The sequence below is a fragment of the Pseudothauera nasutitermitis genome (assembly GCF_004801295.1).
GTDB lineage: Bacteria > Pseudomonadota > Gammaproteobacteria > Burkholderiales > Rhodocyclaceae > Pseudothauera > Pseudothauera nasutitermitis.
The window spans coordinates 243499-264755 of the sequence record NZ_SSOC01000003.1 but is presented as its reverse complement, the minus strand read 5'-3'; the positions used below and the strand labels follow the sequence as shown (position 1 = coordinate 264755).

Below are 21257 nucleotides of genomic sequence, written 5' to 3'. Positions count from 1 at the left end.
CACAAATAACAAAGGCTTACGCAGTGCGTAAGCCTTTGATTTTATTTGGTTGCGGGGGCAGGATTTGAACCTGCGACCTTCGGGTTATGAGCCCGACGAGCTGCCAGACTGCTCCACCCCGCGTCGGAGAAGAAAGACTATAGCTTAACCGGTGATCCGGGTCAAGAATCCAGTCCGAAAAAGTTTGGTGCCGGCAATAGGAATCGAACCCACGACCTTCTGATTACAAATCAGCTGCTCTACCAACTGAGCTATGCCGGCGCGGGGCGGATTATAGCGCAGCGCGGTTTACGCGGAGAACGCCATTGCCGCCGGCACGGCGGTACAGAGTACATGGTGCAGGTCCACCACCGGACCGATGACGATCAGCGAGGGCGTGCGCAGGCCTGCGGCGCGCACGCTGGCGGGCAGGGCGTGCAGCGGCGCGGTGACGATCTGCTGGCGCGGAGTGGTGGCCGCGTGCACCACGGCGGCCGGCGTGTCGGCGGGCAGGCCGTGTGCGGTCAGTTCGGCGCAGATGATTTCCAGCGCGCCCAGGCCCATGTAGATCACCACGGTCTGATGCGGGCGGGCCAGCGCGGGCCAGTCCAGGTTGACCGTGCCGTCCTTCAGATGACCGGTGGTCAGCACCAGCGTCTGGGCGTGCTCGCGGTGGGTGAGCGGGATACCCGTACAGGCCGCCATGCCGGCCGCGGCGGTGACGCCGGGGACGACTTCGCAGTGGATGCCGGCTTCCACCAGTTCCTGCATTTCCTCGCCGCCGCGCCCGAAGATGAACGGGTCGCCGCCCTTCAGGCGCACCACGCGCAGGCCCTGGCGGGCCAGTTGCACGAGCAGGCGGTTGATCTGCTCCTGCGGCAGCGCATGGTTGCCGGCTTCCTTGCCGACGTAGATGCGCTGCGCCTCGGGGCGCACGAGTTCGAGGATGTCGTCGCTCACCAGATGGTCGTAGACCAGCGCATCGGCTTCGGCGATGCGCCGCGCGGCGCGCACGGTGAGCAGTTCCGCGTCGCCCGGGCCGGCGCCGACCAGGCTGACCCGGCCGGGCAGGGTGGTGCTGTGCTCGATGCCGCTGATCTCGCTGTGCTCGCCGCCGTGCGCGGGAGGAGGCGGTTCGCTGGCCGGCGTGTAGGCGCGTGCCGCGAAGCCGTGCGGGGCGGGGCTGGCGGATTGCCTGCCAGGTTGCTTACGAACGATGCCGTAAGGGTAGCGGAGCATACTGGGATGGCGGGCATTCATGGTCATTCCTCTCGCCGAAAGCGTGTGGCGGACTCTAGCAGCGGGGGGGAATGGCTGAAATTGACACATATTAAAGACGCACTTTTCGTAGGGGAACAAAGTCCGCCCTGGCTGACCACGGGTCCAGCGTGGTTTTCGACAGGCCCTCTGTCGGGAGCTTCACGTGAGCCGATTCAAGTGATTAACCAGGGAGATAAATCTATGAAACTCAAAGGGTTGATGAGTGCCATGGCACTGGCGACGCTGCCGCTGGCGACCAGCGGCGCGTTTGCCGCCGCGCCGGAAATGACGGCCGACGAGCGTGCGCAGGCCAAGCAGATCTACTTCGAGCGCTGTGCGGGCTGCCACGGGGTGCTGCGCAAGGGCGCCACCGGCAAGAATCTGGAGCCGCACTGGACGAAGACGCTGGACGATGGCACCAAGATGGAGGGCGGCACGCTGCAACTGGGCACCGATCGCCTGGAACGCATCATCGCCTACGGTACCGAAGGCGGCATGGTGAACTACGATGACATCCTGACCAAGGAGGAAATCAACCTGATGGCGCGCTACATCCAGCTCGAGCCGGATGTGCCGCCGGAGTTCTCCCTGAAGGACATGAAGGACAGCTGGAAGCTGATCGTGCCGGTGGATCAGCGCCCGAAGAAGCAGTTGAACAAGGTCAATCTGCAGAACGTCTTCGCGGTGACCCTGCGTGACGCGGGCAAGTTGGCGCTGATCGACGGCGACACGCACAAGATCTGGAAGGTGCTGGATACCGGCTACGCGGTGCACATCTCCCGCCTGTCCGCCTCGGGCCGCTACGTCTATACCGTGGGCCGCGACGGCCTGACCACCATCATCGACATGTGGTTCGAAGAGCCGACCACCGTGGCTTCGGTGCGCCTGGGTTCGGACGCCCGCTCGGTGGACGTGTCCAAGTTCAAGGGCTTCGAGGACAAGTACCTGATCGGTGGCACCTACTGGCCGCCCCAGTACTCGATCATGGACGGCGAGACGCTGGAGCCGATCAAGATCGTCTCCACCCGCGGCCAGACCGTCGATGGCGATTACCACCCGGAACCGCGCGTGGCGTCCATCGTGGCCTCCACGATCAAGCCCGAATGGGTGGTGAACGTGAAGGAAACCGGCCAGATCCTGCTGGTGGACTACTCGGACATCAAGAACCTGAAGAGCACCGCCATCGAATCCGCCAAGTTCCTGCATGATGGCGGCTGGGATGCCTCGGGCCGCTACTTCCTGGTCGCGGCCAACGCCTCCAACAAGGTTGCGGCGGTGGATACCAAGACCGGCAAGCTGGCAGCGCTGGTCGACACCGCGAAGATCCCGCACCCGGGCCGTGGCGCCAACTTCGTCCACCCGCAGTTCGGTCCGGTGTGGTCCACCGGCCACCTGGGCGACGCCGTGGTGTCGCTGATCTCCACGCCTTCCGAGGAAGCCAAGTACGCCAAGTACAAGGAACACAACTGGAAGGTGGTGCAGGAGCTGAAGATGCCGGGCGCCGGCAACCTGTTCGTCAAGACGCATCCGAAGTCCAAGAACTTCTGGGCCGATGCGCCGATGAACCCGGAGCGTGAGATTGCCGAGTCGGTGTACGTGTTCGACATGAACGACCTCAACAAGGAGCCCAAGCAGCTCAACGTCGCCAAGGACTCCGGCCTGCCGGAAACCACCGCGATCCGTCGCGCTGTGCAGCCGGAATACAACATCGCCGGCGACGAAGTGTGGATCTCCCTGTGGGGCGGCAAGACCGACCAGTCCGCCATCGTCATCTATGACGACAAGACGCTGAAGGTCAAGCGGGTGATCACCGATCCGGCCATCGTCACCCCCACCGGCAAGTTCAACGTCTTCAATACCATGCACGACGTGTATTGATCTCTCCTACGGCCCGCGATTGCCGTCGCAGCAGCACGCGGCGGCAATCGCGTCAGCCGTTCGGATCATCACATTGCGGGAAGAGAAGACATGAGCGAACAAAACAACAACGAGCACCCCGGCAAGTCCGGCGGGTGGTTCTCCCGCCTGCGGCGGCCCAGTGCGCGGTATTCGCTGGGGGCCTTGCTGGGCATCGGTTTCATCGTCGGGGTCGGCTTCTGGGGCGGCTTCAACACGGCGATGGAAGCCACCAACACGGAGAAGTTCTGCATCTCCTGCCACGAGATGTATGACAACGTCTATCAGGAGTACAAGGAAACCATCCATTACTCCAACCGCACCGGCGTGCGTGCGGTGTGCTCGGATTGCCACGTGCCCAAGGACTGGACGCACAAGATGATCCGCAAGATCCAGGCTTCGCGCGAAGTCTGGGGCAAGATCACCGGCACCATCGACACGCGGGAGAAGTTCGAGGCCAAGCGCCTGACCCTGGCGCGGCGCGAATGGGCGCGCATGAAGGCCAACGACTCGCGCGAATGCCGCAACTGCCACAGCTTCGAGAGCATGAACACCGAAGCCCAGCAGCAACGCGCGCGCCGCCAGCACGACATGGCACGCGAGGACGGCATGACCTGCATCGACTGCCACAAGGGCATTGCGCACCACAAGCCCGAGGGCATGACCGAGGAAGACGAAGAGTAACCGGACCCGTGGCCTCCGCCGGCCACGGGTCTTTTTTCGAGATTGGAGAAGCGAACATGAAAAGGACGATGATCGCCGGCGCGCTCTGCGCCCTGGCCCTGGGTACCGCCCACGCCGCCCCCCCGGCCGACTGGAGCAAGGTGGCCGCCAAGGACATCACCCTGTTCCATCCGGGCGTTTCGCCCATGGAATGGATCACCAAGGGCACCGAGCACGGCGGCGCGCGCGCGCTGCGCAAGGGCGACACCTGTGCCGATTGCCACAGCGACGAAACCATGAAGATGGGCCAGCTGATCGCCAGCGGGCAGAAGATCGAACCCTCGCCGATCGCCGGCAAGGTCGGCTTCATCCCGGTCAAGGTACAGGCCGCGCATGACGGCGACACGCTGTATGTGCGCTTCTCCTGGAAGCAGCCCGCAGCCGCCGGCGGGGCCAAGATGGACGAGGCCAACCCGGTCAAGATCGCCTTCATGCTGGATGCCGGCAAGGTCGAAGGCGCCGACCAGAGCGGCTGCTGGGCGAGCTGCCACGCCGACTCGCGCACCATGCCGGGCGCGGCCGACACCAAGAAGAAATACGTGAAGAATGCCGACCTCGCCGGAGGCGTGTTCTACGACCTGCTGCAATGGCGCAGCGGCGAGAAGAAGGGCTTCGACGGCTACGTCGCCGACACGCGCGTCATGGAAGGCGGCAAGGCGCTGGTTTCCGCTGAGGGCAAGCTCGACGGCGACACCTGGTCCGTGGTGTTCGCGCGCAAGTTCGCCGGCGGGGAAGGGGACGTGGCGCTGGCCGCCGGCCAGACCTACAACTTCGGCTTCGCCATCCACGACGACCATGCCACAGGCCGCTTCCACCACGTCTCTCTTGGCTACAAGCTGGGCATCGACGCCAAGGGCGACATCCAGGCCACCAAGCAGTGAAGGCGGGTATGCGGCGGCCACGGGAGGCGAAAGGCGGTGCATGGCACCGCCTGCCGGCCGCCGCGCTTTTTTCCGCCCTGTGCCTGGCGGCATCGCCGGGCGCGTGGGCGGCCGAGCATGAAGTGGAAGTCGTCGACTATCGCTTCAACCCGGCCGAACTGCGCATCCGTCCCGGCGATACCGTCACCTGGGTGAACCGGGAGAAGCGCACCAGCCACTCGGTGGTGTTCGACGCCACCGGGCAGGAGTCCGAGCGCTTCTTTCCCGACGAGCGCTGGTCGCACACCTTCACCGAGGCCGGCGAACACGCCTACCGCTGCGGCCCCCATCCCGAGATGCGCGGCCGCATCGTGGTGGAGGAATAGTCCCTGGGGCATGGCGCTGCCGCGGTGCGGCGGCGCCTCAGTTTAGCGCCGCCGACAGGCGCTGCATGGCTTGACCGATCTCGTCCGTGCCGAGCGCCGCGTAGCCGAACAGCAGCGTGTGGTCGTGCCCCGCGCTGCCATCGCCGCTGGCGGCTTCGGACAGTGTATACAGGCGCACGCCGCAGGCCAGCGCGCGCTGCGCCACTTCGGCCGCGCAAGGGCCGTTACCCGGCAGATGAAAGGCGATGTGCATGCCGGCCTTGTCTCCTCCGACCCGCCCAGCACTTTGCCAGATGCCGTGCAGGCCATCGAGCAGCGCGTCGCGCTGGCTGCGGTAGCGCTTGCGCAGGCCGTGAAGGTGGCGGGAGTATTCGCCGCTTTCCAGGTAGCGCGCCATCACCGCCTGCTCCAGCCACGGACAGGCATTGTTGAGCAGCGCCTTGCGCCGGGCGATGTCATCGACCAGTGCGGGCGGGCAGACCATGTAGCCCAGCCGCAGCCCCGGGCCGAGCGCCTTGGAAAAGGTGCCCAGGTACACCACGCGTGAGGGGTCCATGGCCATCAGCGGCGGCAGCGGCACGGATTCGTAGCGGAAATCGCCGTCGTAATCGTCCTCGACGATCAGCGTGCCGTTGCGCGCCGCCCATTCCAGCAATTGCCGGCGGCGCGCCAGCGACAGGGTGTGGCCGAGCGGATACTGGTGCGAGGGCGTCACGTAGGCAAGCGGCAGCGCCCGCTCCGGCAGCAGTTCGGTGCGCAGCCCTTCGGCATCCACCGGGATCGGCACGCTGCGGGCGCGGTGCTGGGCGAGCAGGTGGCTGAAGCCGGTGTAGCCGGGGGTTTCCATGACCGCCTCGGCACCGTCGTCGAGGCAGTTCGCCACCAGCAGGCTCAGCGCCTCCTGGCTGCCGGCGACGATGACGATCTGCTCCGGCTCGACCGCGAGCGCCTTGGCCGAGGCCAGATAGTCGGCCAACTGCATGCGTAGTCCCCACAGGCCCTCGGCCGGCGGGTATTCGCCGATCGCGCATCCGGCGTGGCGCAGCAACTGGCTGGACAGCGTGGCCCAGCGCTGCCACGGAAAAGCGTGGGGCGAGGGGCGCCCGACCTTGAAATCGAAGCGCACCGGTGCCGCCGGCGGCAGTGCATGGACGCCCGGCGCACGTGCCGGACGCGCCGCGCCCGCATACACCGGCGGCGGCAGCGGGGGCATGAAGGCCAGTTCGGCCGGCTTGGCCAGACAGGCGCCGCCGGCTTCGACGAAGAAGCCGCCGCGCGGCCGGCTGTGGATCAATCCCGCGCTGTGCAGCAATTCATATGCGGCCAGCACCGTGTTCTTCGACACCTTCAGCATCGCCATCAGTTCGCTGATGGAGGGCAACTGGTCGCCGGCCTGCAGCCGCCCGGCGACGATCAGCTGTTCGATGGCGCGGGCGATCTGCTGTTTGTAGGGCTCGCCGCCGTCGTGCGCGAGCTGGATGGGCAGGGAAAGCAGTCGGTTGCGCATGGCGTCGGTCCGTGCGGGGGAGGGGCACGCCATGCCGGAAACATGAGCGTGCTTGCCGCGATTGTGCCGCATCCGCCGCCCTGCGCTGTATCCGCCGATTGGGTGCGGCTGTGTCCTTACAGGCGAAATCCACTTCGACATAGTGGTCATCGCACGACAAACCACAGCCATGTCCAGGGAGGACATCATGCACACACCACGATACGCGCGATTGCTGACGGGCGCTCTGCTGTCGCTAGCCTGTGGCGCGGCCTGGAGCCTGCAGCCGGAAGAACAGTCCAGGGCTGAGGCCCTGTTCCAGGACAACTGCGCGGTCTGCCATGCCGCCAACCGGGGCGGCTACATCGCCCCGGCGCTGACCCGCGACCGGCTGGTGCAGAGCGAGGGCGCGCTGCGCGGCACGATCATGACCGGCATTCCCGACACCTTGATGCCGCCCTTCGTCGGCCGTCTGCCGGACGAGGACATCCGCCTGCTCGCCAGCCTGATCAAGACCCGGCCCGCCAGCGCCCCGGAATGGGGGCTGGAGAAGATCCGCGCCAGCGTCGAAGTGCTGGTGGACGAAAAGACACTGCCGGACAGCCCTGCCTACCGCATCGACTCGGTGTACGACCTGATGGTGGTGATGGCGCGCGGGCGCTACGGCAAGGGCGGCAAGGAAGGCAACGCCAAGGTGGTGTTCCTCGACGGCAAGAATCACCGCGTGGTCGGCGAGCTGAAAACCGATGCCCCGCACATCATGGACTTCAGCCCGGTCGCGGAGCGCTGGGCCTGGCTCAAGAGCGATGACGGCGTGGTGCACAAGGTCGACCTGTACACCCTGCAGGTGGTGCGCCGCGCCAAGGCGGGGCTGACCGGGCCGGGCATCGCATTGTCCAACGACGGCAAGTGGCTGGCGGTGAGTTCCTTCGTGCCCAACAGCGTGGCCATCCTCGATGCCGACACGCTGGAGCCGGTCAAGTACCTGACGCTCGAAGGCAAGGACCCGGACGGCAACTTCATCCAGTCGGCAGGCGGGCCGGTAATCGGCAGCCGCATCAACAACAAGTTCGCGCTGACGCTGCGCCAGGCCGGGCAAATCTGGATCATCGACCCGGACAAGCCCGGCATGCCGGTGACCAAGCTCGCCGGCGTCGGGCGCATGCTGCACGACACCTTCCTCACCCCGGACGGGCGCTACTCGATGGTGGCCTCCTATGGCGACAACAAGATCGTCGCCATCGACCTCAAGGAGGACAAGGTGGCGCGCGACATTCCGGCTGGCTGCCAGCCGCACGTCGGCTCCGGCGCGGTCACCGAGGTCAACGGCCGCTTCCTGGCCTTCGGCACCAACATCGGCACCTGCGACAAGGGCTCGGTGGTCACCGTGTGGGACACCAAGGACTTCTCGCTGGTCAAGCAGGTGCCGGTGGCCGGCGCGACCGAGTCACCGGCGGCGCACCCCAACGCGCCCTACGTGGCGGTCGACATCGTCGACAAGGACAAGCGCGCCTCGCTGATCCAACTCATCGACAAGCACACCCTGGAAGTCGCCAGGACGCTGGAGGTCGGCGGCCACGCCTTCTTCCCCGAATACAACCGCGCCGGCGACGCCATGTACGTCAGCGCCGGCTACTGGGGCGACCGCGTACGCATCTACGACAGCACCACGCTGGAACTGCTCGCCGAGCATCGCATGGAAAGCCCCGCCGGCATCTTTTCGCGCGCCCGCACCCGCTGGGTGACGGTCGGCCTGCCCGAAACCCGCCCGTTCTGAAGCGGAGCCGACGATGAAACACGCAGCAAACCTGATCCCCCTCCTGTTCGGCGTGCTGTGCGCCCAGGCTGCCGCCGAAAGCCCGCGCCTGTCCGGCCAGGCCGCCGCCACGCTGCCGCTGTGCGCCTCCTGCCACGGTGTCGACGGCATCAGCAGCGTCGGCCTGTATCCGAACCTGGCCGGGCAGAAGGCCGAATACCTGGTCAAGCAACTCAACGCCTTCAAGCACCGCGAACGCGACGATGCGGTCATGAGCGCGATGGCCGAGCCCCTGGACGACGCGCTGATCCGCGAACTGGCGGCGTATTTCTCCGCCCTCGAACCCGGGCGCTGATCCGCCAGCCGCAGTCTTGCCGAGGAGATGGAAAACCATGGAACGGATGAATGAGGCAAGCCCGCCGGGAGGGCGGGTGCGGCTGGCCGGTTCCGGCCGCCCCGGCGCGCGCCACGGTGGGCGGTTGACATGCGTCAACCCCTTCCTGCCAGCCCCATTCGCACCGCTCCAACTGTACCCATCGCCCCTTTCTCCCTCCCGTAACTTTCACCACGGAGTCGAGCTTCGACGGGTGTTACACGGTAAAAGGAGAAACAAGATGCGATTTCCAGGATTTGTTTTGGCGGGCGTGGCGGCAGTCAGCCTCTCGCCGGTTCTTGCGCAGGAGGCGATCGACGCGCGCCAGCTCTATGCGGACAACTGTGCGGGCTGTCACCAGGGGGGGCGCGTCGGCGCGCTGCTCTTCCCGCCTCTGACGAAAGAACGTCTGGGGGCGCTGTCCAACAACTCCGTCAGCGCAATGATCATGACCGGCATCCCCGGTACGCTGATGCCGCCGTGGGTGGGGAAGTTGTCGGCAGACGAAATCACCGCACTGGCGACCCTGATCCGGACCAATAGTGCGGATCAGCTGGACTGGACGCTGGAACAAGCGAAAAACTCCCTCAAGGTCCTGGTCGACGAGAAGTCGCTGCCGGCAGCCCCCACCTATAAAGACAAAGCCGACGTCATGGATTTGATGGCGGTCATGCAGCGCGGACGGCACGCCCAGGAGCCGGAGTCGCGCGTCGTGTTCTACGATGGCGCCACCAATACCCGTGTCGGCGAGATTCCGGTGCGGCGCGCGCCGCACATCCTCCGCTATCACCCCACGAACCCCCGGTGGGCCTATGTCAAGACCGATACGGCGGAGATCTACAAGATCGACCTGTACTCCATGCAGGCGGTCAGGAGTATAGAAACCGCCCTGTCCGGTCCCTTCTTCGATCTATCCTGGGATGGTAAGTGGATTGCGGCGGGTTCCATCGTCCCCGGCAAGATCATGATCCTCGATGCGGACACCCTCGAGCCGGTCAAGCAGATCAAGGTGGCCTCCAAGGATGCCGAAGGAAAGGACGTCGAAGGATTCGCGTCCACCGTCAGGGCCTCCTCCGTAGGCGGTAATGTGTTTGCCGTCGCGGCGAGAACGCTTGGCGAAGTGTGGGTGGTCGAGCCCAACAAGCCCGGTACGCCGGTGACCCAGATCAGCGTCAAGGATCCGGGCGAGACCTCCTGGTATCTGTACGATTCCTATACGTCGCAGAATCAGCGGTACATGTACCTCACCGACATGCTGCCCAACAACAAGATCAAGGTCATCGATCTTGTCGAGAAGAAATACCTGGGGTCCATTCCGTCCGGCTGTATTCCCCATGTCGGCTCCGGCAGCGTGCTGGAGACCAAGCGCGGAACGCTGTACTTCTCGCCCCATCAGGGCTCCCCCAAGGATTGCAGCGGCGGCTCCGGGATCACCGTCTGGAACGAGAAGGGCGAGTTCGTCAAGGACATCCCGATCGGCGGCACCACGACGATGCAGATGGCCTCCAACCCCAATGCCCCATACCTTGTCGTAGACGCCCGCCAGAAGGACGGCGGAGAGCTCAAGTTCATCGACAAGGAAACCCTGGAGGTGGTGAAGACGGTCAAGGTCGGCGGCACGACGGGCTATCCGGAATACACCCGCGACGGGCGCTACGTGTACGTGGCCGCGGGCTACATGGGCGACCACCTGCGCATTTACGACGCCAGGACATTCGAAATGGTCGCCGAGGATCGCGTCATCGCGCCTGGCGGCACGTTTGCCCATGCCCGGGTGCTATGGGGCGGCGTCAAGGGCGCGCCTGAACGGCCGCTCGGCACGGCATTCGACAAGCTGCCGCAAACCAGGAAGTAAGGCGGCGGGGCCGGTGGCGCAGGCCGCCGGCCCATCCCTCATCCCCATCAATCGGAGCACTCCCGATGCGTTCCTCATCGACATTCGCCTGCGCGCTCGCCCTGGCGGCGCTCTTTTCCTGTGCCGGCGCGGCCGCGCAAGACAACGCCACCGCCAAGGCCAGGGAACTCGCCGCCACCTTGTGCAGCACCTGCCACGGCGCCGACGGCACCAGCCCGGTCGACCTGTATCCCAACCTCCGGCAACAGAAGGCGATCTACCTGGAAAAACAGCTGAAGGACTTCCGCGACGGCAGGCGCAAGGATCCGGTCATGAACAACATGGCGGCCCCGCTCGACGACGCGCTCATCCGCGCGCTGGCCGAGCACTTTTCCAGGGGGGCGCGGCCTTGAACGGGACGGTCTATCTGGTCGGCGCGGGCCCCGGCGACCCGGAGTTGCTGACGCTGAAGGCGGCCCGCCTGCTGGCCGGCGCGGACGCGATCGTCTGCGACCGCCTGGTCGGCGACGGCGTGGCCGCGTATGCCAACCCGCACGCGCAATGGCACCGCATGGGCAAGCAGGCCGGCTGCAGCCACCTGCAGCAACGCGAGATCAACGCGCTGCTGCTGCGCCTGGCGCGCGAGGGCAAGACGGTGGTGCGGCTCAAGGGCGGCGACCCGTTCGTGTTCGGCCGCGGCGGCGAGGAAATGCTCTATCTGGCCGAACACGGCATCGTGGTGGAAGTGGTGCCCGGCATCACCGCCGCCACGGGGTGCGCGGCCGCGCTGGGGTTGCCCTTGACGCACCGGGGCGTGGCCACCAGCCTGCGTTTCGTCACCGGCCACCTGCGCGACGACGCGGACCTCGATCTCGACTGGCGGTCGCTGGCTGACCCGGACTGTACCCTGGTGTTCTATATGGCGGTGGCGAACGCCGCCGCCATCGCCGCGGCGCTGGTCGCGCACGGCATGCCACCGAGCACGCCAGCGATGTTCGTCCGTGCCGGCACCACCGCGAAGCAGGCGTCCCGGGCCATGCCGATCTCGCGGGTGCCGCAGGCGGCTGCGCTGTTCAAGCCCCCGGCTCTTTTGATCGTCGGCAATGTGGTCTCCCTGCGCCATGCGGTGCCGCGCGGCATTCCGATCGCAGTCGGGGATGCCGCGCCAGCCCCGCAGTCCGCGGCATCGGTCGTGTGTGTCGCGGCATCGGCATGACGTGCCGCCACCGCTGCGGGTTGTTGGGTAGACGAAGGCACAAGGGTCGGAAACTGTGCCCCCTTGGTGATAAATTGGAGCACTCTGGATGGGGAATGCGTGCGTGAAGACCCGGATATTGCATCTGCCGCTCGCATTGCGGCGAGACGCCTCGAGTTCCCTGCAGGAGCAGATCGCCAGCGAGTTCCGGCGTTTGATCGAAGCGGGCATCCTGCCGCCGGGGGAGTCGCTGGTTTCGATCAGGGAGTTCTCCGAAACCTACGGCGTGTCCCGCAACACCGTGGTGCTGGCCTACCAGCGGCTGGCCGACGAAGGCTACATCGAAACCCGCCCGGGCACGCTGGCCCGCGTGGCGCGCCACATCCCGGTGACGCATCGCCGGCGGCCCGCGCCGTCTGCCGTGCCGGGCGCGCGGCAGGTCCACGCCGAGCTCATCCGGCCGGTCAGAAAGTCCGGCCTGTTCCCGCTCCCGCGCGCCGAGACTTCCTGTACGGCGGCGGTGGACTTCCAGGTCGGCGTCACCGCGCCGGAAATGCTGTCGCGCAAGCTGTTGAGCCGCTATACCGATGCCCTGGCCCGCGGCGCCGAGCGCCTGTGCGCCTACCAGTCGGCGGAGGGCATGCCGCAACTGCGCTCGGCGATCGCGCAGTATGTGGCGATCAACAAGGGCATCCAGGCCGGCGAGCGGCAGATCGTCATCGTGAATGGCGCGCAGGAGGGGCTGAGCCTGCTTGCCCATCTGTTCCTCCACGAGCACGCCGACGTCTGGATGGAACACCCGGGCTACCACGGCACCTACAACATCTTCAGTGCCTACGGCGCCCGCATCCACCTGCAGGACGTGGATGGCGAGGGCATGATCCTCGACGGCATGCCCGCCGCCGGCAAGGGCATCGCGCACGTCACGCCGGCCCATCAGTACCCGCTGGGCGTGGTGATGACACCGGCGCGCCGCGCGGCACTGGTGGCGTGGGCACAGGCCTCCGGCAGCCTGATCATCGAGAACGACTACGACGGCGACTTCTGCTACGAATACGAACGCGGCGAGGCGCAGACCGCGCTGGCGTCGCTGGCGCCCGGCAACGTGGTGCATCTGGGCTCGTTCTCCAAGGCCCTGGGCCCCGGCTTCAGGCTCGGCTACATGATCTGCCCGCCGGCGCTCGTCGATGAGGTTTCCGCAGCCAAGTCCCTGCTGAACACCGGCTCCTCCTGGTTCGAGCAGACCATCGTCGCCGAGATGATGAACACCCGCGCCTTCGGCGCCCATCTGCGCCGCATGCGCAGCTTCTACATGGCGCGGCGCGACGCCCTGCTCAAGGTGCTCGCCGGGTTCGGCGGCAGGATCGAGGGCGCGCAGGGCGCGATGCATCTGTGCTGGACGCTGCCGCCCTGCGCGCCCGCGGCGGTGGAACTGCGCGACCGGCTGATGCGCGCCGGCATCCGGGTGTACACCATGGACGAGGTGGCCATCCACCGCTGTCCGGAACGCTCGGCCCGCAGCCTGTTCCTCGGCTATGCGCGGGTTTCCCTCGGCGACATTGCCCACCTCCACGCCGCGCTGCGGCGCATCTTCGGCACGCCGGCCAGCACGCAGGAAATGCCGGCGTCCACGACGGACAGCGCCTTGCGGTAAGGGCGACGCCCCTGCCGGCCGCCGGCGCGCGCAGCCGGCGGCCGGCCTCGTCCGACGCGGCGATCCACGACCCATGGCCCGTTCGGGCTGCGCGCAGCCGCCCCGCCACGGCGGCTGACCGACCCTATTTCTCCCTCCCGCCGATCCGGCAAGGCTGCCGCACGGCGGCTTTTCGCCGGCCCACGACGCGGCATTTGAGATGGGTCAACCCCGAAGAGCCTGCACCACGGGTGTGCGGTAAAGCATACCCATTCCCCCGTTGCGCCTTTCTTAGACTGCCTTCCAGCCCTTCAGCGCAATGCGCGTCCGGACAAGCGGGACGCGGGGGCGCCCAGCCCCGGCAATGAATTGTTTTCCATAGCCTTCGGAGTAATGAAATGAGATTCCCGATCCGCCTCCTGGCAATGACGGCCATGTCCTGCTGCGGTATCGCATCGGCTGGCCAGGACACGGCGATGGCGCAGGCCCGCTCCATCGCCGATACGTTCTGCGTCACCTGTCATGGCAGCAACGGTGTCAGCGTGGTCGACCACTACCCGAGCCTCGCCGGGCAGAAAGCGGCCTACCTGGAAAAGCAGATGAATGCCTTCCGGGACGGCACGCGCCAGGACGACATCATGATGAACATGGTCACCGCGCTCGATGCGCCGGTCATCAAGGCGCTGGCCGACTACTACGCGTCGCAGAAGCTGCCTTGAGCGTCGCCCGGGTCCCGTGCCGGATGGCGGAGCAGCCCTCCGCCCCGTCGGTGAGGCTCGTCGATGACTCCCGTGTCCATTCTTCCCGGCGCAATGGATGCATTCACGCCCTGCCGGAATTTGACGTCTGAAAGGAGAAGCGAAATGTCGAACACGACCGCTCGCAAGATCGAAGTAGGCAACCGCAGTTTCAATCCCGCGGAATGGACCCCCTTCGCGTGGGAAGAGCCCAGGCTGGGCAAGCAGGTCAAGGGCGAGGTCGCGGTGATCCGCAGCCTGTGTACCTCCGGGACGCTGCAGGCCGGCCTGTGGCGCACCGGCAGGGGTATCGCCGGGTGTAATCCCGACGGTTCCTGCCACGTGGACTATTCGGCGCCGCTGGGCGACGAAACCGTGGTGATCCTGGAGGGTTCGACGACCGTCACCGTCAAGGCCACCGGCAAGCAATACCGCCTGGAAGCCGGTTCCATCATGAGCCACCCCAAGGGCCTGGAGATCACCTGGGACATCGATGCGCCCTTCCTCAAGAAATTCTGGGTGATGTGGGACAGCCCGACGCCGGCGACCAAGAGCGACGACGTCTTCGTCGGCAGCATCAGCGACAACCCCGCCGAATGGGCGGCCTATGAATGGGTCGAGCCGGCCCACGGCCCGCAGGTCTGCGGCGAGCTGTTCATGCTGCGCGCCACTGGCTCGACGGGCACGCTGATGTGCGGCCTGTGGCGCACCGGCGTGGGCATCGCGGGCTGCAATGCGGATGGCTCCTCCACCATTCCGTATACCGCGCCGCTGGGCGACGAAACCATGTTCCTGCTCGAAGGCCAGGCCCATCTGGTCAATGAGGAAACCGGCGAGGAATACGACTTCAAGGCCGGCGACGTCATCGCGCTGCCGTCGGGCCTGCCGGTGAAGTGGACCTCGAAAGGGCCCTTCGTCAAGAAGTTCTGGATCATCACCAACGCGAACCTTCCCCGCTGACTCCCGGGCCGGTTGCCCTCGCCGTGGACAGGCGTCCGTTGCGCGGCGGCGGGGGCGTCCCGGGCTTGCGGCCGCGCTGCTTCATCCATTGAGCCAGGTCCGAGGCGCCGCCTCGAAAGGATTCCATGATGTATCTGCTGTTCGCCAACAAGCATGGCCGGCCCGCCATGCCCTGTGCGCCGTGTCCGATGCACGGCTGTGTTCCGTCTCAAGCCAATAGGGCAGGGGGGCGGCCCGGCGGCCGTGCGCCCAAGGTCATGGCCTGGATCGGACTGTTGATGGCCGCACTGGCGCCGCTGGCCGCGCATGCCATCGACGTCGACACGGGCGACTTCGTCCCGGCGCCGGAGGGCACGACGGCGGGGCTGATCTACTACCAGCATGCCGAGCGCAACAAGCTTTACGCGCAAGGGCGGCAGGTCGCGGGCGACCACCGGCTGGTGTCGGACGTGGGCATCGCCAGGCTGGTGCACTACACGAAGGTCGGCGGGCTGATCGTCGGGCCGCAGATCCTGGTGCCGTTCGGCCAGATGGAGGCCGGACGGGACACGCGCGCGCTGGGCGATACGAGCGGCGTGGGCGACATCATCCTGGCCGCCCCGGTCTGGCTGATCAATGACACCGCCTCCCGGACCTGGCTGGGCATCTCTCCCTACCTGTATCTGCCCACGGGCCGCTACGACCACGACCGCCCGCTCAACCTGGGCGAGAACCGCTGGAAGTTCAACCTGCAAGTGGGCTTCGTCAAGGGACTGGCGAAGAACTGGTTCGTCGAGCTGACCGGAGACGTCATGTTCCACGGCGAGAACGATGACTACGGCGCGGCCAAGGCCACGCTCAAGCAGGACCGGCTCTACCAGGGGCAGGCCTACCTGCGCTACCAGTTCACGCCCAAGGCCAACGCCTTCGTCAGCCTGTCGCAAACCTGGGGCGGAGAAACCCGCGTCGACGGTGTCCGCCAGGACGACGAAGCCCGGCAGCGCAAGGCCAGCATCGGCGGCGGCTACTTCATCGGCCCGAAGACGCAACTGCTGCTGGCGCTCGGCCGCGATCTCAAGGTGGAGAACGGCTTCAAGGAAAACAGCCGGGTCAATCTGCGGCTGATGCAGGTCTTCTGAGTGGATGCATGTTTCATATTGGCAGCCCTGGCTGCGGGGCGACAAGGCGAAGGCCGGCCGGTGTGGGTTGATGCGAGTCAAGGTTTTTCGCGCCCCGTCGGCCCATCGTAATGCCCATGTTCAGAGTAGCGGAAATACGGCGATGAAACCTCCCCCTCTCCTCGTCCATGTCGCGGTACTGCTCGGCGCGGCCTTCGCCGCCGCCTACGCCGCGGCGGCCGCCGATCCGCAACCGACGCGCCAGCGTGAACTGGTGAGCATGGTGCGGCAGGACTGTGGCTCCTGTCACGGGCTGACCCTGGCCGGCGGGCTGGGGCCAGCCTTGCTGCCGCACGCACTGGCCGAGAAACCGGTCGATTCCATGGTCGCCACGGTGATGAACGGGCGCCCCGGCACCGCCATGCCCGGCTGGTCGCGCTTCATGAGCGAACCGGAGGCCGAATGGGTGGTGCGAGAACTGATGCGCGGCTTCCCCGCCGCTGGAGAAGCCCGATGAAACTCGCCCGTCTTCTGTTCGCCGTGCCCTGCGCGGCTCTGCTGCTGGCCGGCTGCGCCAGCAACCCGGCCCCGCGTGGCACCGGCGATCTCGGTCTGATCATCGAGCGCGCCAACGGTCAGGTCGCCGTGGTTTCGCACACCACGCGCGAGCGGCTGGCCACCGTGCCCGGCCTGGGCGATCTGTCGCATGCCCACGTCACCTACTCGCGCGACGGGCGCTACGGCTACGTGTTCGGGCGCGATGGCGGGCTCACCAAGGTGGACCTGCTGCGCGCGCGCATCGACCGCCGCATCATCCAGGCGGGCAATTCCATCGGCGGATCGATCTCGCAGGATGGCCGCCTCGTCGTGGCGCAGAACTACGATCCGGGCGGCATCAAGGTGTTCGATGCCGATACCCTGGAACAACTCTCCGAAGTGCCCGCCGAATACGCTCCCGGCCAGCGCGCCAAGGTGGTCGGCCTGGCGGATCTGCCCGGCCAGCGTTTCGCCTACGCGCTGTTCGAGGCCGGCGAGATCTGGGTCACCGACCTCTCCGATCCGCGCAAGCCGCGCACCCAGCGCTTCACCGCCGGCCGCCAGCCCTACGACGCGCTGGTGACCCCGGACGGCCGCCACTTCATCGCCGGCCTGTTCGGCGAGGACGGCCTGGCCATGCTGGACATCTGGCACAAGGAGCGCGGCGTGCAGAAGATCCTCGCCGGCTACGGCAAGGGCGAGGAAGCCCTGCCGGTGTACAAGATGCCCCACCTGCGCGGCTGGGCGGTGGCCGGCGGCCATGCCTACCTGCCGGCCATCGGCCGCCACGAGGTGCTGGTGGTCGATACGCGCACCTGGCAGGAGGTGGCGCGCATTCCCGTGCATAGCCAGCCGGTGTTCGTCATGGCGCGCCCGGACGGCCGCCAGGTGTGGGTGAACTTCGCCTTCCCGGACAACGCCAAGGTGCAGGTCATCGACACCCAGGAACGCCGCGTCATCGACACCCTGGAACCGGGCCGCGCCGTGCTGCACATGGAATTCACCCCGCGCGGCGAAGCGGTGTGGGTGTCCTCGCGCGACGACAACAAGGTGGTGGTGTACGACACCGAAACCCGCAAGCCGGTCGCCGAACTGCCCGCCGCCCACCCCAGCGGCATCTTCTTCACCAGCCGCGCCGTGCGCATCGGATTCTGAGCGCCATGGAAGCCGCCCGCCTGCGCCTGCTTAACGACTGGCAGCACGATTTTCCGCGCGTCGAACGTCCGTTCGCGCAACTGGGGGAGGCGGTCGGCCTGGACGAACAGGCCGTGCTGGAGGCCTTCCGTGCCTGGCAGGCGCAAGGCGTGGTCAGCCGCATCGGCCCGGTGGTCGCCGCGCGCCGCCTGGGCGCCAGCGCGCTGGCCGCGCTGGCCGTGCCGGAAGGCGAACTGGACGCCGTGGCCGCCCGGGTCAGTGCGCTCGCCGAGGTCAATCACAACTACGAGCGCGAACACCACTACAACCTGTGGTTCGTGCTCACCGCGGCCACGCAGGAACGCCTGACGGCGGTGACCGCCGGCATCGCCGCCGACACCGGCCTGCAGCCCATCGTACTGCCGATGGAAGAGGCCTATCACATCGATCTGGGCTTCGATCTGTGCGGCGGCATGGCGGGCGCCGCTGCCCCCACTGCGCGCGCGCCGCTGCCGAGCAGCACGCCGTGCGCGTTGCCGGAAATCGAAAGCGTGCTGCTCGCCGCCCTGCAGGACGGCCTGCCGCTGTGCGTCCGGCCCTATGACGAACTGGGTGAACGTGCCGACCTTTCCGGTGCGCTGGTGTGCGCGCTGATCGACGAATGGCTGGACGCCGGCCTGCTGCAACGCTTCGGCGTGGTGGTGCGCCACCACGAACTGGGCTACACCGCCAACGCCATGTGCGTGTGGGACGTGCCCGACGAACGGGTCGGCGAACTCGGCCGCCTGCTCGGTGCGCAGCCCGGCGTCACCCTGTGCTACCGCCGCCGGCGCGCCGCGCCGCACTGGCGCTACAACCTGTTCTGCATGATCCACGGCAAGGCGCGCGAGGAAGTGCTCGCCAGCCGTGCTGCCCTCGCCGCGCAACTGGGGCTGGACGGCTGGTCGCACGCCGTGCTGTTCAGCCGCCGCCGCTTCAAGCAGTGCGGCGCGCGCTACCTGGCCCCCACGGAGGCGCCGCATGCCTGAAACGCCGCCACCAGCGCCGCGCGACCCGCTGGACGACATCGACCGCCGGCTCATCAACAGCCTGCAGGGCGGCTTTCCGCTCACCCACCGGCCCTACGGCGTGGTCGCCGAGCGCCTGGGCATCGGCGAGGAAGAAGTCATCCGCCGCCTGCGCCGCCTGCTCGCCAATCGCGTGCTGTCCCGTTTCGGCCCGATGTTCCAGATCGAGCGCGCCGGCGGCGCCTTCTGCCTGGCCGCCATGGAAGTGCCCGAGGCGCGCTGGGGCGAGGTGGTCGTCCAGGTCAACGAGATTCCCGAGGTCGCGCACAACTACCGCCGTGAGCACCGCTTGAACATGTGGTTCGTGCTCGCCACCGAAACGCCCGATGACGTGCACGCCAGCGCGCGTGAAATCGAACGCCGCACCGGGCTGGCCGTGCATCTCTTCCCCAAGGAACGCGAGTACTTCGTGGGCATGCAACTGGAGGTCCGATGAACGCCCCCGGCCAGGACGATGCCGCCCCGCAGGCGGTCGCACTCGACGACATCGACCGCTGCCTGATCCGCGCCACCCAGGGCGGCCTGCCGCTGCTGCCCAAGCCCTACGAGGCGGTGGCCGCGCGCCTGGGCATCGCCGAGGCGGAAGTCATCCGCCGCCTCTCCGCCATGCTCGACAACGGCGTGATCCGCCGCATCGGCGCCGTGCCCAACCACTATGCGCTGGGCTACACCGCCAACGGCATGAGCGTGTGGGACGTGCACGATGCCGCCGTCGACGCGGCCGGCGAGCGCGTCGGCGCGCTGGACTTCGTCACCCACTGCTACCGCCGTCCTCGCTGCCCGCCGGACTGGCCCTACAACCTGTTCGCCATGGTGCATGGCGGCAGCCGCGAGGAAGTGCTGGCCCGTGTGGATGAAATCCGCGCGCTGCTCGCGCATGCCTGCCCCGGCGCCGTGCGTGCCCACGACGTGCTGTTTTCCACCGCCATCCTCAAAAAGACCGGGCTGCGGCTGCGGGATTGATACGCATCATTCCGCCCGGCGGCGCGTCCGGCTGTAATCGGCCCCATCGGCCATCCACACGAGAACCGCCATGTTCCGCATCTCCCAGTTCATCCGCGAACTCGACCCGGCCTGTGCGGTCGCGCCCGGCCCGCGGCGCAACCCGCCCGGCCCGGTGGTCATCTGGAACCTGATCCGGCGCTGCAACCTCACCTGCAAGCACTGCTACTCGATTTCCGCCGACACCGACTTCGCCGGGGAATTGAGCACCGCCGAGGTGTACCGGGTCATGGACGACCTGAAGGACTTCCGTGTGCCGGTGCTGATCCTCTCCGGCGGCGAGCCGCTGCTGCGCCCGGACATCTTCGACATCGGCCGGCGCGCCAAGGAAATGGGCTTCTACGTGGGCCTGTCCACCAACGGCACGCTGATCGGCGCACACAACATCGGCGCCATCGCCGACGTGGGCTTCGACTACGTGGGCGTCAGCCTGGACGGCATTGGTGCCACGCACGACCGCTTCCGCCGCCTGCAGGGTGCCTTCGACGCCTCGCTGGCCGGCATCCGCCTGTGCCGCGAGCGCGGCCTGAAGGTGGGCGTGCGCTACACCATGACCGAGGACAACGCCCACGACCTGCCGGCCCTGCTGCGCCTGGTGGAGGACGAAGGCATCCACAAGTTCTACTTCTCCCACCTCAACTACGCCGGGCGCGGCAACAAGTACCGTGCCGACGACGCCCGCCACCACACTACCCGGCAGGCCATGGACCTGCTGTTCGACACCTGTCTGCGCCTGGAGCGCGCCGGCGTGAAGCACGAATTCGTCACCGGCAACAACGACGCCGACGGCATCTACCTGCTGCACTGGGTGCGCCAGCGCTTCCCCGAGCGCGCCGCCCACATCGAAGCCCGCCTGCGCCAGTGGGGCGGCAACGCCAGCGGCGTCAACGTGGCCAACATCGACAACCTGGGCGTGGTGCACCCGGACACCATGTGGTGGCACGAAGCGCTCGGCAGCGTGCGCCAGCGGCCGTTCTCGGCGATCTGGAGCGACCTCTCCAACCCGCTGATGGCCGGCCTGCGCCAGCACCCGCGCCGCGTCGGCGGGCGCTGCGGGCAATGCGCCTGGCTGGAGGTGTGCAACGGCAGCTCGCGCGTGCGCGCCGGGCAGATCACCGGCGACGTGTGGGCCGAAGACCCGGCCTGCTACCTCTCCAACGACGAAATCGGCGTGGCCGACGACGATGCGGGTGAGCGCGTGCTCACCACCCCCTTCATCCCCATCCGGCGTTCCGCCGCCCGCACGGTGACCCCATGAGCCAGCAAGCTCCGCAGAAGGACCCCGAATACAAAGCCCTGCGCGACTACATGCCGCGCCCGTTGGAGCCCTGGGTGGAAGAAG

Annotated in this window: 21 protein-coding genes and 2 tRNA genes; 19 read left to right on the top strand and 4 right to left on the bottom strand. The window is 67.2% G+C overall.

Annotated elements, in window-relative coordinates:
- Positions 1 to 46: 46 nt before the first annotated feature.
- From E6C76_RS08540 to cobA (E6C76_RS08530), 3 genes are all read right to left on the bottom strand, one after another.
- Positions 47 to 123 (bottom strand) — tRNA-Met (locus tag E6C76_RS08540).
- 62 nt (positions 124 to 185) lie between these two features.
- Positions 186 to 261: transfer RNA gene (locus E6C76_RS08535), tRNA-Thr, on the bottom strand.
- Positions 262 to 288: 27 nt separating this feature from the next.
- On the bottom strand, positions 289 to 1239 hold the full coding sequence (gene cobA / locus E6C76_RS08530; protein ID WP_230976204.1) for a uroporphyrinogen-III C-methyltransferase: 951 nt from the start codon (positions 1237 to 1239) through the stop codon (positions 289 to 291).
- A gap of 201 nt (positions 1240 to 1440) precedes the next feature.
- Here cobA (E6C76_RS08530) and E6C76_RS08525 point away from each other — a divergent pair, with 201 nt between their 5' ends.
- From E6C76_RS08525 to E6C76_RS08510, 4 genes are all read left to right on the top strand, one after another.
- Positions 1441 to 3117, top strand: a complete 1677-nt coding sequence (locus tag E6C76_RS08525) for a cytochrome D1 domain-containing protein (protein ID WP_168734290.1) — start codon at positions 1441 to 1443, stop codon at positions 3115 to 3117.
- 90 nt (positions 3118 to 3207) lie between these two features.
- Positions 3208 to 3819: a NapC/NirT family cytochrome c gene (locus tag E6C76_RS08520; protein WP_136347814.1), complete on the top strand. Its 612-nt coding sequence runs from the start codon at positions 3208 to 3210 to the stop codon at positions 3817 to 3819.
- A 56-nt stretch (positions 3820 to 3875) separates the two neighbouring features.
- On the top strand, positions 3876 to 4739 hold the full coding sequence (locus E6C76_RS08515) for an ethylbenzene dehydrogenase-related protein (RefSeq protein ID WP_136347813.1): 864 nt from the start codon (positions 3876 to 3878) through the stop codon (positions 4737 to 4739).
- A gap of 8 nt (positions 4740 to 4747) precedes the next feature.
- A complete protein-coding gene (locus tag E6C76_RS08510; RefSeq protein WP_136347812.1) occupies positions 4748 to 5104 on the top strand; it encodes a plastocyanin/azurin family copper-binding protein in 357 nt (118 codons plus the stop codon).
- 37 nt (positions 5105 to 5141) lie between these two features.
- Here E6C76_RS08510 and pdxR (E6C76_RS08505) read toward each other — a convergent pair whose 3' ends face one another.
- Entirely contained in the window at positions 5142 to 6611 is a 1470-nt protein-coding gene (pdxR, locus tag E6C76_RS08505) for a MocR-like pyridoxine biosynthesis transcription factor PdxR (RefSeq protein ID WP_136347811.1), read from the bottom strand.
- A 187-nt stretch (positions 6612 to 6798) separates the two neighbouring features.
- Between pdxR (E6C76_RS08505) and E6C76_RS08500 the strand changes: the two genes are divergently transcribed.
- The 15 genes from E6C76_RS08500 to nirJ all read left to right on the top strand — a co-directional run bounded on the left by E6C76_RS08500 (position 6799) and on the right by nirJ (position 21173).
- A complete protein-coding gene (locus E6C76_RS08500; RefSeq protein ID WP_136347810.1) occupies positions 6799 to 8367 on the top strand; it encodes a cytochrome D1 domain-containing protein in 1569 nt (522 codons plus the stop codon).
- 13 nt (positions 8368 to 8380) lie between these two features.
- Positions 8381 to 8701 (top strand): c-type cytochrome, encoded by a 321-nt coding sequence (locus E6C76_RS08495; protein ID WP_136347809.1) that lies wholly within the window; start codon positions 8381 to 8383, stop codon positions 8699 to 8701.
- A gap of 259 nt (positions 8702 to 8960) precedes the next feature.
- Positions 8961 to 10574 (top strand): nitrite reductase, encoded by a 1614-nt coding sequence (locus tag E6C76_RS08490; protein ID WP_168734289.1) that lies wholly within the window; start codon positions 8961 to 8963, stop codon positions 10572 to 10574.
- A gap of 65 nt (positions 10575 to 10639) precedes the next feature.
- Positions 10640 to 10966, top strand: coding sequence for a c-type cytochrome (locus E6C76_RS22375; RefSeq protein ID WP_230976203.1), 327 nt, complete (start codon positions 10640 to 10642; stop codon positions 10964 to 10966).
- On the top strand, positions 10963 to 11769 hold the full coding sequence (gene cobA, locus E6C76_RS22370; RefSeq protein ID WP_230976202.1) for a uroporphyrinogen-III C-methyltransferase: 807 nt from the start codon (positions 10963 to 10965) through the stop codon (positions 11767 to 11769). Before E6C76_RS22375 ends, cobA (E6C76_RS22370) begins: the two co-directional genes overlap by 4 nt.
- A 103-nt stretch (positions 11770 to 11872) precedes the next feature.
- Positions 11873 to 13402: a MocR-like pyridoxine biosynthesis transcription factor PdxR gene (pdxR, locus tag E6C76_RS08480; protein ID WP_168734288.1), complete on the top strand. Its 1530-nt coding sequence runs from the start codon at positions 11873 to 11875 to the stop codon at positions 13400 to 13402.
- A 377-nt stretch (positions 13403 to 13779) separates the two neighbouring features.
- Entirely contained in the window at positions 13780 to 14100 is a 321-nt protein-coding gene (locus E6C76_RS08475; RefSeq protein WP_211090166.1) for a c-type cytochrome, read from the top strand.
- A gap of 144 nt (positions 14101 to 14244) precedes the next feature.
- Positions 14245 to 15078 (top strand): cupin domain-containing protein, encoded by an 834-nt coding sequence (locus E6C76_RS08470; protein WP_136347805.1) that lies wholly within the window; start codon positions 14245 to 14247, stop codon positions 15076 to 15078.
- Between the two features lie 257 nt (positions 15079 to 15335).
- Positions 15336 to 16196 carry a transporter gene (locus tag E6C76_RS08465; RefSeq protein WP_230976201.1) on the top strand — a complete coding sequence of 287 codons (861 nt, stop codon included), beginning with the start codon at positions 15336 to 15338 and terminating at the stop codon, positions 16194 to 16196.
- A 142-nt stretch (positions 16197 to 16338) separates the two neighbouring features.
- On the top strand, positions 16339 to 16692 hold the full coding sequence (locus E6C76_RS08460) for a c-type cytochrome (RefSeq protein ID WP_136347804.1): 354 nt from the start codon (positions 16339 to 16341) through the stop codon (positions 16690 to 16692).
- Positions 16689 to 17867: a cytochrome D1 domain-containing protein gene (locus tag E6C76_RS08455; protein ID WP_136347803.1), complete on the top strand. Its 1179-nt coding sequence runs from the start codon at positions 16689 to 16691 to the stop codon at positions 17865 to 17867. Before E6C76_RS08460 ends, E6C76_RS08455 begins: the two co-directional genes overlap by 4 nt.
- Positions 17868 to 17872: 5 nt before the next feature.
- Positions 17873 to 18874 carry a siroheme decarboxylase subunit beta gene (ahbB, locus tag E6C76_RS08450; RefSeq protein ID WP_136347802.1) on the top strand — a complete coding sequence of 334 codons (1002 nt, stop codon included), beginning with the start codon at positions 17873 to 17875 and terminating at the stop codon, positions 18872 to 18874.
- The gene (locus E6C76_RS08445) at positions 18867 to 19349 is read left to right on the top strand and encodes an Lrp/AsnC family transcriptional regulator (RefSeq protein ID WP_136347801.1); all 483 of its coding nucleotides are present in this window, start codon (positions 18867 to 18869) and stop codon (positions 19347 to 19349) included. The genes ahbB (E6C76_RS08450) and E6C76_RS08445 overlap by 8 nt, the downstream gene beginning before the upstream one ends.
- Positions 19346 to 19876 carry a siroheme decarboxylase subunit beta gene (ahbB, locus tag E6C76_RS08440; RefSeq protein ID WP_136347800.1) on the top strand — a complete coding sequence of 177 codons (531 nt, stop codon included), beginning with the start codon at positions 19346 to 19348 and terminating at the stop codon, positions 19874 to 19876. Before E6C76_RS08445 ends, ahbB (E6C76_RS08440) begins: the two co-directional genes overlap by 4 nt.
- A gap of 70 nt (positions 19877 to 19946) precedes the next feature.
- On the top strand, positions 19947 to 21173 hold the full coding sequence (gene nirJ / locus E6C76_RS08435; protein WP_136347799.1) for a heme d1 biosynthesis radical SAM protein NirJ: 1227 nt from the start codon (positions 19947 to 19949) through the stop codon (positions 21171 to 21173).
- Positions 21174 to 21257 lie beyond the last annotated feature (84 nt).